At 64.7% G+C, this 11348-nt stretch carries 12 protein-coding genes; 9 read left to right on the forward strand and 3 right to left on the reverse strand.

Annotated features, from left to right (window positions below; all coding sequences use genetic code 11):
• The first annotated feature begins 184 nt into the window (after positions 1-184).
• From CFR78_RS11995 to CFR78_RS12025, 7 genes are all read left to right on the forward strand, one after another.
• On the forward strand, positions 185-928 hold the full coding sequence (locus CFR78_RS11995; RefSeq protein ID WP_034933667.1) for a TlyA family RNA methyltransferase: 744 nt from the start codon (positions 185-187) through the stop codon (positions 926-928).
• Between the two features lie 107 nt (positions 929-1035).
• Positions 1036-2274: a 23S rRNA (adenine(2503)-C(2))-methyltransferase RlmN gene (rlmN, locus tag CFR78_RS12000; protein WP_007400433.1), complete on the forward strand. Its 1239-nt coding sequence runs from the start codon at positions 1036-1038 to the stop codon at positions 2272-2274.
• Between the two features lie 116 nt (positions 2275-2390).
• On the forward strand, positions 2391-3620 hold the full coding sequence (locus CFR78_RS12005) for an argininosuccinate synthase (protein ID WP_007400432.1): 1230 nt from the start codon (positions 2391-2393) through the stop codon (positions 3618-3620).
• Between the two features lie 49 nt (positions 3621-3669).
• Positions 3670-4164, forward strand: a complete 495-nt coding sequence (locus tag CFR78_RS12010) for an FKBP-type peptidyl-prolyl cis-trans isomerase (protein ID WP_007400431.1) — start codon at positions 3670-3672, stop codon at positions 4162-4164.
• A gap of 76 nt (positions 4165-4240) precedes the next feature.
• Complete coding sequence (locus CFR78_RS12015) at positions 4241-4729, forward strand: c-type cytochrome (protein ID WP_034933670.1); 489 nt, start codon at positions 4241-4243, stop codon at positions 4727-4729.
• 62 nt (positions 4730-4791) lie between these two features.
• Positions 4792-5787, forward strand: coding sequence for a tryptophan--tRNA ligase (gene trpS / locus CFR78_RS12020; protein ID WP_007400429.1), 996 nt, complete (start codon positions 4792-4794; stop codon positions 5785-5787).
• A 19-nt stretch (positions 5788-5806) separates the two neighbouring features.
• A complete protein-coding gene (locus CFR78_RS12025) occupies positions 5807-6226 on the forward strand; it encodes a secondary thiamine-phosphate synthase enzyme YjbQ (RefSeq protein ID WP_034933672.1) in 420 nt (139 codons plus the stop codon).
• A gap of 106 nt (positions 6227-6332) precedes the next feature.
• On the opposite strand, the gene fghA is transcribed toward CFR78_RS12025, so the two are convergent.
• Positions 6333-7187 carry an S-formylglutathione hydrolase gene (gene fghA / locus CFR78_RS12030; RefSeq protein ID WP_034933675.1) on the reverse strand — a complete coding sequence of 285 codons (855 nt, stop codon included), beginning with the start codon at positions 7185-7187 and terminating at the stop codon, positions 6333-6335.
• Between the two features lie 2 nt (positions 7188-7189).
• A complete protein-coding gene (locus tag CFR78_RS12035) occupies positions 7190-8305 on the reverse strand; it encodes an S-(hydroxymethyl)glutathione dehydrogenase/class III alcohol dehydrogenase (protein ID WP_034933677.1) in 1116 nt (371 codons plus the stop codon).
• A 241-nt stretch (positions 8306-8546) separates the two neighbouring features.
• Between CFR78_RS12035 and CFR78_RS12045 the strand changes: the two genes are divergently transcribed.
• Positions 8547-9422 (forward strand): bestrophin family protein, encoded by an 876-nt coding sequence (locus CFR78_RS12045; protein WP_007400424.1) that lies wholly within the window; start codon positions 8547-8549, stop codon positions 9420-9422.
• 58 nt (positions 9423-9480) lie between these two features.
• On the forward strand, positions 9481-10077 hold the full coding sequence (locus tag CFR78_RS12050; RefSeq protein ID WP_034933682.1) for a CarD family transcriptional regulator: 597 nt from the start codon (positions 9481-9483) through the stop codon (positions 10075-10077).
• A gap of 66 nt (positions 10078-10143) precedes the next feature.
• Here CFR78_RS12050 and CFR78_RS12055 read toward each other — a convergent pair whose 3' ends face one another.
• On the reverse strand, positions 10144-11343 hold the full coding sequence (locus CFR78_RS12055; protein WP_007400422.1) for an MFS transporter: 1200 nt from the start codon (positions 11341-11343) through the stop codon (positions 10144-10146).
• Positions 11344-11348: the final 5 nt, after the last annotated feature.

The raw sequence follows: 11348 nt of genomic DNA on the forward strand, positions 1-11348 counted from the left end.
GCTCGACCGCGTGCGCTTCCGCCCCATGACCCTGCCCGACCGCTTCATCGATCATAACACCCAGGATGCCCAGTATATCGAGGCAGGGCTGGATGCGGCATCGATCGTAAAGACGGCCCTGTCCGCCCTTGGCCTGCCGCAGTCGCGGCAGATGGCCTGAGCACATCCGGGGCCGGTAGCGCTCATGGCAAAACGTCGCGTTGACCAGATGCTGGTGGACCGGGGGCTGGTGGAAACCCGCACCCGGGCACAGGCGCTTATCATGGCGGGGCTGGTCCACACACCGGACCGGCGCATTGCCAAGGCGGGCGAACAGATTGCCGAGGACACGCCGCTTACGCTCAAGGGGCAGGACCATCCGTGGGTCTCACGCGGGGGGATCAAGCTGGCGCATGGGCTGGAGCATTTCGGCCTCTCGCCAGCGGGCCTGACCTGTCTTGATGTCGGGGCCTCGACCGGCGGGTTTACCGATGTGCTGCTGCATGAAGGCGCCGCGAAGGTCTATGCGGTGGATGTGGGCCACGGCCAGCTTGCCTGGAAGCTGCGCAGTAATACCGAACAGGTCGTGGTGCTGGAAAAGTGCAATGCGCGCGCGCTGGACGCCACCCTCATCCCCGACCCGATCGGCGCGCTGGTCTGTGACGCAAGCTTCATCGGCCTGCGTACCGTCCTGCCCGCAGGGCTGGACCTGTGCGTACCGGGCGCGTGGGCCATCGCGCTGATCAAGCCGCAGTTCGAGGCCGGGCGTGACGCCGTGGGTGCGAAGGGCGTGGTACGCGACCCGGCGGTGCATGGGGCCGTGTGCGAGATGATCCGCCAATGGTGGGCGGAGCTGCCCGGCTGGACCGTGCTAGGTATCGACCCCAGCCCCATCACCGGGCCGGAAGGCAACCGGGAATTCCTGATCGCCGCCCGCAGGGACGGGTGATCGGCAGTCGCATCCCCTGCCCGCGCTGTGATACACAGGCAGGACGGAGCGGCTGGCAACGCCCCTTCCCCCCTTTGAACGACATGAAGAACATAGGCAGCACCGGTATGTCCTCCGCAGCCCCCTCCCCTTCCCGCTCACGTGACGGGACGGCGGCCACCCTCCTTAATGATGAGGAACGCGCGCGCATCCGGGCCAAGTCGGCCCAGTTCGCGCCCCCCACGGCCGCCATGCCCGATGGCAGGCGTGACCTGGTTGGCCTGTCGCGTGAGGAACTGACGGACATCATGGTCGAGATTGGCGAAAAGCCATTCCGCACCAAGCAGTTGTGGCACTGGATCTACCATCAGGGCGCCACCGACTTCTCACGCATGAGTTCGATCGCGCGCCCGTTGCAGGAAAAGCTGGCCGAGCGTTTCGTGGTGGGTCGACCCGGCGTGGTGACCGAACAGACATCACAGGATTCCACGCGCAAATTCCTCTTCCGCTTCCGTGACGGGCAGGAGGCGGAGACCGTCTACATCCCCGACCGGCAGGAAGACCGGGGGGCGGTGTGCATATCCTCACAGGTGGGGTGCACGCTGTCCTGCACCTTCTGCCATACCGGTACGCAGGCTCTGGTGCGCAACCTGGGGGCTGCCGAAATCGTGGGCCAGTTCATGGCCGCGCGCGACAGCTATGGCGAATGGCCCAGCCCCAAGGGCGACACGCCGCGCCTTCTGTCCACCATCGTGCTGATGGGCATGGGGGAGCCGCTGTACAATTACGACAACGTGGCCAAGGCCATGCGCATCATCATGGATGGCGAGGGCATCGGGCTTTCGCGCCGGCGCATCACGCTCTCCACCTCCGGCGTGGTGCCGATGATGGACCAGTGCGGGGCGGAGCTTGGCATCAACCTGGCGGTGTCGCTGCACGCGGTGCGCGATGACCTGCGTGACGAGATCGTGCCGCTGAACCGCAAATACCCCATCAGGGACGTCATTGCCGCCTGCCGCCGCTACCCTGCCGCCAGCAATGCCCGCCGCATCACGTTTGAATACATCATGCTGCGCGGCATCAATGACAGCGAGGCCGATGCGCGTGAACTGGTGCGCCTGATTTCGGGCATACCGGCCAAGGTCAACCTGATCCCGTTCAACCCGTGGCCGGGCAGCAGCTACCGGCCATCAACGCGCGAACAGCTTGAACGGTTTGCGAATATCGTGATGGATGCGGGCTTTGCCTCCCCCATCCGCATGCCGCGCGGGCGCGACATCCTGGCCGCGTGCGGGCAGCTGCGCACCGAAAGCCAGCGCCTGCGCCGCGCCAGCCGCCCCGATGCGCCGGCCGATGCCGTGGAGTGAGCTTAAAATTCCGCCCATCACTTCTGGTCGCCCGCGCCGTGGGATGCTAGGAGGACAGGCCGCCGGTTGACCCGGCAAAGTCGCGTCAAAAGTTTTATCGACAGGAGCGTTCTCCCATGGCCGCCAGGGATGTCAAGAAGGTCGTGCTCGCATATTCGGGCGGTCTTGATACTTCAGTGATTCTGCGCTGGTTGCAGACCACCTATAATTGCGAGGTCGTGACGTTTACGGCCGATCTCGGTCAGGGCGAGGAACTGGAACCCGCCCGCCGCAAGGCCGAGATGTTCGGCGTAAAGGAAATCTTTGTCGAGGACCTGCGCGAGACCTTCGTCAAGGACTTCGTCTTCCCCATGTTCCGCGCCAACGCGCTGTACGAGGGGCAGTACCTGCTGGGCACGTCCATCGCGCGCCCCCTGATCGCCCAGCGCCAGATCGAGATTGCCGAACAGGTCGGCGCCGACGCCGTGGCCCACGGCGCCACCGGCAAGGGCAATGACCAGGTGCGTTTTGAACTGGCCTATTACGCGCTCAAGCCCGATATCACGGTCATCGCGCCCTGGCGTGAATGGGACCTGACATCGCGCACCCGCCTGCTGGCCTTTGCCGAGGAACACCAGATCCCCATCGCGAAGGACAAGCGCGGGGAAGCCCCGTTCTCGGTTGACGCGAACCTGCTGCACTCCTCCTCCGAAGGCAAGCTGCTGGAAGACCCGGCAGTCGGCCCCGAGGAAATCGTGTTCCAGCGCACCATCTCGCCCGAAGCAGCACCGGACAAGGCCACCGAAATCACCATCGATTTCGTATCGGGCGACCCGGTGGCGATCAATGGCGTGGCCATGTCGCCCGCAACACTGCTTACCCGCCTGAACGAACTGGGCCGCGACAACGGCATCGGGCGTCTGGACCTGGTGGAAAACCGCTTTGTGGGCATGAAGTCGCGCGGCATTTACGAAACGCCGGGCGGCACGATCCTGCTGACCGCGCACCGCAGCATCGAGAGCATCACGCTTGACCGCGAGGCCATGCATCTCAAGGACAGCCTGATGCCGCGCTATGCCGAGATCATCTATAACGGCCTGTGGTTCTCCCCCGAGCGCCGCATGCTGCAGGCCCTGATCGACCAGAGCCAGCATTCGGTAACCGGCCGCGTGCGGCTGAAGCTGTACAAGGGCAATGTGATCTGCGTTGGCCGTGAAAGCCCCAACAGCCTGTATGATACCCGCGTCGTGACGTTCGAGGATGACGAAGGGGCCTACAACCAGGCCGATGCGCAGGGCTTCATCAACCTGAATGCGCTGCGCCTGCGGCTGGGGGCCAAGATTGGCCGCCGTGGTGGTGCGCTCTGACCTTCAAGCTGTGGTCCTTCATACTTTTGCAACAACCTGCCGAGGTGTCATGAAACGCTTTTCCCGTGTCATTCCCCTTCTTGCCGCAACCGCGGTGGCACTGCCGCTTGTGGCATGCGGGGGAAACAAGGATGACCAGCCGGAACTGACCCCGGCCCAGTTCATGGACAACGTGCGCAAGCAGCCCGGGGTCCAGACGCTGCCCGACGGGCTGGCCTACAAGGTGCTGAAATCCGGCCCCAAGGATGGCGCGCAGCCTACCATCAACGACAGCGTGATGGTGATTTATGAAGGCCGCCTGCCCGATGGTGGCATCTTTGACAGCTCCGACCAGCATGGCCATGGCGCGTATATGCAGATGCCACTGGAAATGGTGATCAAGGGCTGGCAGGAAGCCGTGCCCATGATGCATGTGGGCGATACGTGGATGCTGTACGTGCCGCCCGAACTGGGTTACGGGCATAAATCCATGGGCATCATCCAGCCCGACAGCCCGCTCATTTTCAAGATACAGCTTCTGGGTGTTTCCCCCAGCGGCCACTAGGACCTGGAAAAAAGCCATTCATCCGCCGGGTGAATGGCTTTTTTACCATTCAGGCACACGGGAAGCGAAAACGGACATGAAAATTGTGACCGGGCGCATGGCGTCCGCACTACGCCTGACCTGCATGGCCAGCGCCGCGGTCCTGCTGGCCGCCTGCACGCGCTACGGGCAGCATGGCTATGCGCGCTACCGCACCAATTGCGGCATCTGCCATCATGGCGGCGAAGGCATGAAGGGCGAGATCCCCCCCATATCGGGCCGAGTGGACCGGATTGCCGCAACGCCCGAGGGCAAGCGCTACCTCATGCATGTGCTGCTGAACGGGCTGAACGGGCCGCTGGAAATCGATGGCGTGCACTACAACTTCTCCATGCCGCCCTTCCGCGCCCATCTGTCGGATGAGGAAATCGCCTCCATCCTGAGCTATCTCGCCACACGGGGGGACACGCGTCCCGTCCCGGTCTTTACAGCCGGGGAAATCGCAGCCGAACGCGCCCATCCGCTGACCACCTCCATGGTGGCGGAGGAACGCCGCCGCCTTGATGCGGCCCATCCCCTGCCCTGATCACCTTGCCCCGACCACCCGGCAGCTTGACCTGCCGGGGTAAAAAAACGGAAAATACTTCCATGCAACGCCTGTTTTCCGGCATTCAGCCGACCGGTATCCCCCAGCTTGGCAATTACCTGGGTGCGATACGCAACTGGGTCGCGCTGCAGCGTGACCATGAATGCATTTTCTGCCTGGTGGACATGCACGCCATCACCACATGGCAGGAACCCGCCACCCTGCGCCAGCAGACCCTGGCGCAGACCGCCGTCCTGCTGGCATCGGGCATTGATGTCGAGCGGCATATCCTGTTCAACCAGTCCGCCGTCAGCGCGCATGCGCGGCTGGGGTGGATCTTCAACTGCGTCGCCCGCCTTGGCTGGCTCAACCGCATGACCCAGTTCAAGGACAAGGCAGGCAAGGACCGGGAGAAGCATTCTGCGGGCCTGTACGTCTATCCCGACCTGATGGCGGCCGATATCCTGGCCTACAAGGCCACGGTGGTTCCGGTGGGCGATGACCAGAAGCAGCATCTGGAACTGACCAACGACATCGCCCAGAAATTCAACCATGATTACGGGACCGAATTCTTCCCGCAGGTCGAGGCCCTGATCCCGCCGCAGGGCGCGCGCATCATGAGCCTGCGCGATGGCGGCAAGAAGATGTCCAAATCCGATCCCTCCGCCCAGAGCCGGATCGAGATGACGGATGATGCCGATGCCATCGCCAGCAAGATCCGCCGTGCCAAGACCGATTCCGAACCGCTGCCCTCTGAAGAGGCAGGGCTTGAAAACCGGCCCGAGGCCCGCAATCTGGTGACCATATACGCCACGCTGTCGGGGCGCACGGTGGCCCAGGTGCTGTCCGAGTTTGGCGGGCAGGGTTTTGGCCCGTTCAAGGAAGCGCTGACAGCGGTACTGGTGGGCACGGTCGCCCCGATTGCCGCCGAGACCGAGCGCCTGCTGCGCGAGCCGGGCTTCCTGTGCGACACGCTGCGCGCGGGTGCCAGCCGTGCCCGCACCATTGCCGAACCCATTGTATCGGAAGCGGAAGCGCTGATCGGCTTCCTGAAATAAACCACGAAAGGACAGCCCCATGCGCCAGGAACTGCACAGCCTGCATGTCAGTACCCGGGGCAAGGGGCTGGTCCCGATCGACCGGGCCGTACTGGACTGGGTGGCAGGCACCGGGATTGAAACCGGCCTGCTGACCCTGTGGTGCCGTCACACTTCCGCATCGCTATGCGTGCAGGAAAATGCCGACCCCACGGTGCGGGTGGACATAGAACGCTATTTTGAAACCTTGGTGCCCGAACAGCCCGGCCGCTACATCCATGACGATGAAGGCCCGGACGACATGCCCGCCCACCTGCGCGCCATGCTGACCAATACCCAGCTCTCCATCCCGGTATCGGGCGGCCGCCCGGTGCTGGGCCTGTGGCAGGGGCTTTACCTGTTTGAACACCGCAGCCGCCCCCACCGGCGCGAGATCGTGCTGCATCTGATCGGCACATGACAGGCTGATAAAAAATAACAAAAGTTTTTGGGTGCCGCCTTTTCCCAAAAAGGCGGCATTCCCTGAAGCTCTTTGCAAAAAGCTTCAGGAAAACCTTCTGCTTTTCTTACAGCGCGTTGAGCACGGCGCTGTGATGGTCGATATGATCGGCAATGAACGACTGGATGAACCAGTAGGAATGGTCATAGCCCGCATGCAGGCGCAGGCGCAATTCCTGTTCCGCCTGCCGGGCTGCCGCCGCCAGCAGTTCGGGCTTGAGCTGGTCATGCAGGAACTTGTCGCTCTCCCCCTGATCCACCAGAATTTCGGTGGGGTGGGTATGGCCCGCTTCCAGCAGCAGGGTCGCATCATGCCGTGCCCATGTGGCGCGATCGGACCCCAGATAGGCCGCAAACGCCTTCTCCCCCCACGGCACGGTGGCGGGGTGGCAGATGGGCGCAAAGGCCGAGACCGACTTCCACGCCTGCGGCGCGCGCAGGGCATGCACCAGCGCCCCGTGCCCGCCCATGGAATGCCCCATGATGCCCCGCCGCGCGCCATCAATGGCAAAATGCGCCTGTGTCAGCTCCGGCAGTTCCTGGCTGACATAGGTGCCCATGCGATAATGCCTGCGCCATGCGGGGGTCGTGGCGTCCAGATAGAAACCGGCCCCCGTGCCCAGGTCATAGGCATCATCCTCGCCCGCCACACCGGCCCCGCGTGGCGAGGTATCGGGCGCAACCAGCGCAAGGCCGTGGCGGGCGGCAAAACGCACGGCATTTGACTTGATCAGGAAGGTTTCCTGCGTGCAGGTCAGCCCCGCCAGCACATGCACGACGGGCACGCGCTCCCCCGCCAGCGCCCGGGGGGGCAGGAACACGCCAAACCGCGCCTCCAGCCCCAGACTGTCGGAAGCATGGCTGTAGAAGCCTATGCGGCCGCCACAGCAGGCATGTTCCTCAAGGGTCGTGATCCTGCCCATGGTCAGAACTCGACAACCGTGCGGATGCTCTCGCCTTTCGCCATCATGTCGAAGCCTTCGTTGATGCGCTCAAGCGGCAGCTTGTGGGTGATCAGGCTGTCGATGTCGATGCGGTTTTCCATGAACCAGTCCACGATGCGCGGCACATCCGTGCGCCCGCGCGCGCCACCGAAGGCCGAGCCGATCCACCGCCGCCCGGTTACCAACTGGAACGGGCGCGTGCTGATTTCCTGCCCGGCACCTGCCACACCGATAATGGTGGAGACCCCCCAGCCGCGATGCGCGCATTCCAGCGCCTGGCGCATGAGGGTGGGATTGCCCACGCATTCGAACGAATAGTCAACGCCGCCGCCGGTCATCTCCACCAGGTGGCCGACCAGGTCGCCATCGGGGCCAAGGTCTCTGGGGTTGACGAAATCGGTCATGCCGAACTGGCGGGCAATGCCCTCACGCGCGGGATTGATGTCCACGCCGATGATCCGCTCGGCGCCGACCATCTTCGCCCCCTGTATGACATTCAGCCCGATGCCCCCCAGCCCGAACACGGCCACCGTGCTGCCCGCCTCGACCTTGGCGGTGAACAGCACGGCGCCGATGCCGGTGGTCACGCCGCAGCCGATGTAGAACACCTTGTCAAACGGTGCGTCGGGCCGGATCTTGGCCAGCGCGATTTCGGGCAGGACCGTGTAGTTGGCGAATGTCGAGCAGCCCATGTAGTGATGGATCGGCTGCCCCCTGAACGAAAAGCGCGACGTGCCATCGGGCATCACCCCCCTGCCCTGTGTCGAGCGGATGGCCGTGCACAGGTTGGTCTTGCGTGACAGGCAGGACTTACACTCCCGGCATTCCGGCGTGTAGAGCGGAATCACGTGATCACCGGGCCTGAGATGCCTGACACCCGCGCCCACTTCCACCACCACACCCGCGCCCTCATGGCCCAGAATGGCGGGAAACAGTCCCTCCGGGTCGGCGCCGGACAGGGTGAATTTGTCCGTATGACACAGGCCGGTTGCCTTGATTTCCACCAGCACCTCGCCCTCACGCGGGCCTTCAAGCTGCACGGTTTCGATTTCCAGCGGTTTGCCTGCCTCGAAGGCAACGGCTGCCCTTACATCCATGACCAGTTCTTTTCCTTGCATCCGGTTGCGGGCATGAAGCCCGTATCCAATCTGAAACGATTAAGGGCATCATCGGCCACGGCGTCAATGTTGCGTGCGGCTTTACCCTTCGGGAACATTTCAGTGACAAAAGATGCCACGCGCCACACCGTGGTGCCGCAGGCACCCCCGTATGTGTTAAGCGCGGGCAGTGGGGATGCCTGGAGCACCCCGCAGTCTTCAACCATGCCGGGAAGCCCATATGGTCATCAATCGCAGAATTGGTTTGTGGATCCTGATGCGCGAGAGCCTGCTGTCGCTGGTGCTGCTGTGCGCGTGGGACATCGTGGTGGTGGTCATGTTCCAGGTCTTCCATCAGGAATGGATGGAACAGCCCACCCTGCCCGTCTCGCTCATCGGCTCGGCGCTGGTGCTGTTCATGAGTTTCCGCAACAACACCGCCTATAACCGCTGGTGGGAAGGCCGCACCCTGTGGGGGGCGGTGACCAACAACAGCCGCTCCTTCGCCCGGCAGGCGGGCACGATCCTGCGTGGCTGCCCCGACCTTGCGCGTGCCATGGCGGCCTATCCTTATGCCCTGCGCGGCGCGCTGGGGCGGCTGGACGCCAGTGCCGACATCAACCGCCTGCTGCCCGATTCCATGAAGCCGGGCGTGGCAGGCAAGGCCAACATTCCCGCCGCCATCCTGTTCCAGATCGGGCTGCGGGTGGACGCGGAAGCCCGCAGGCTGGGCATAGACGGCGCGCTGCAGGGCCAGATCGACCGCATCCTGTCGGACATGAGCAACGCACAGGGCGGGCTTGAGCGCATCCGCAACACGCCGCTTGCCATCCAGTTCTCGGTCCTGCCAAAAGTGGTGGCGGCCGTGTTCTGCATCATCCTGCCGCTTTCCATGGTGCAGACGCTGGGGTGGATCACCCCGCTGGGATCATCGCTGGTGGGGCTTCTGTTCGTGGCGCTGGACAAGATCGGCAGCGACCTGCAGGACCCCTTTGGCGCAACGCCGCATGGCATGCCCATGCTCACTATCTCGCGCACGATCGAGATCGACCTGCTCCAGTCCTGCGGGCTGCCCGCCCCGCCGCCGCTGGCCCCGGTAAAAGGCATACAGGGCTGAACCCGCCAGCGCCGCAAGGGGCCAAGACAGCAGCGGGAATCCGTGCTATACGGGTGGCATGAGCATGTTCAGAACCACCCAGAAAGGCACTGTGACCGATGCAATGGCGCGCACGGCCGCAGCGACCACGGCAGCCGAGGCAAAGTCCAGCAAGGCTGTAAAGGACGAGGACCCCTTCCGCGAGGGCGACGCCATCGTGTATGCGGCGCATGGCGTCGGGCGTGTCGACCGGATCGGGGTTGACGAAATCGCCGGGACGAAGCTGGAGATGATCCAGATCTCCTTCCCCGGCAACCAGATGACCCTGCGCATCCCGCTGTCGAAGGCGCGCAAGTCGGGCCTGCGCAAGATCGTCTCACGCGAGATCGTGGACAAGGCCATGGCCATCATCAAGGGCAAGCCCCATGTCAGCCGTGGCATGTGGGCGCGCCGCGCCGTGGCCTATCAGGAAAAGATCAATTCGGGCGACCTGGTGCAGATTGCCGAGGTGCTGCGCGACCTGCGCCGCAATGTGGACAGTCTTGACGGCAGCTTCAGCGAGCGCAAGCTGTTCGAGGCGGCACAGGAACGTTTCGTGGCCGAGGTGGCCGTGCTGGAAGGCAAGGACCCCACCGAAGTGCTGGAAAAGCTGACCGAAGTCATGAAGGCGGCCTGACACGGCGCCTTTTCGCGGTTTTCTCCCACCCCATACCCGCCGCCGGCCCCCGTGCCGGCGGTTCTGCTATGGGCCGGGTGCTGTCGTCCCCTCCGCCTGCGGATTGCGCAGCACCAGCATCATCACACTGCCCGCCAGCGCCGCCAGCATGGCCATGGCAAAGGGACTGCCCGGCCCCGCCACCCCGGCCAGCAGCCCCGACAGCACCGCGCCGGAACCGGCCGCGATATCAAAGAACACATCGAACAGCCCGATGGCCGAACCCGCCGCCGCAGGCGGCACCTGCCGCAGCACCGGCATGGCCAGCAGCGGATAGGTGAGCGAGAACCCCAGCCCGCTCAGGAAACTGCCCAGCGTGCTCCATGCCGGCCCCGGCGCCAGCCAGATCAGGGCCAGCCCCGCCGCTTCCGTCAGCATGATCGCGCCCACCATGGGCCGCACGTCATGGCGGTCGACATGGCGGCTGCCTGCCAGCCGGGCCACCACATGGCCAAGGCCGAAGGCGGCCAGCGCCCAGCCACTGCCCTGCCACCCCCGCGCGGCGTAGCAGATGACCAGGAAGGACGAGATGGCGGCAAACCCCACGGCGGACAGGCCCAGCGTCAGGCCCCATGCCCAGGTATGGCCGATCAGGTCCTTCCACCGTACGCCCGCATGGCTGCCATCATGCAGGCGGGGCGGCGCGGACTGGCACACCGTCAGCACCATGCCCGATACCGGCAGGGCAATGGCCACCAGGCAGAGCACCATGAATCCGGCCTGTGCCTGGATCATGCCGCCAACCGCCGTACCCACGCCCAGCCCGGCAAAGATGGCAAGCCCGACCCATGACATGGCGGCCCCGGCCCGCTCCCGGCCCGCGATGGCAACCGCCCATATGCCGCCCCCCGTCACCATCAGCCCTTCGCCCAGCCCCATGGCAACACGCCCCAGCATGATCATGGCCTGCTGCGCGGGCGGCGGCAGCACGGGCAGGAGCGCCACCACATAGGCCAGCCCCGAACACGCGGTCCATCCCAGCCCCGCCAGCAGGGTATCGCGCCCGCTGCGCCTGTCCGCCATCCGCCCCGCCCAGGGGCGTGAAAGCAGCGTGGCCGCCGACTGCAGGCCCATCACCAGGCCGATAACAGTGGTCCCGCAGCCGAATCGCGCCTGCAGTTCCAGCGGCAGCGCGGGCAGCGCCAGCCCCATGGCAAGCATGCCGCTGGCAATGGCCAGCATGATGGGGACAAGGCGCGTCGTGCGCACCGTAGAATGAACGGTCATGATGG

This window comes from Komagataeibacter rhaeticus, assembly GCF_003207855.1.
Classification (GTDB): domain Bacteria; phylum Pseudomonadota; class Alphaproteobacteria; order Acetobacterales; family Acetobacteraceae; genus Komagataeibacter; species Komagataeibacter rhaeticus.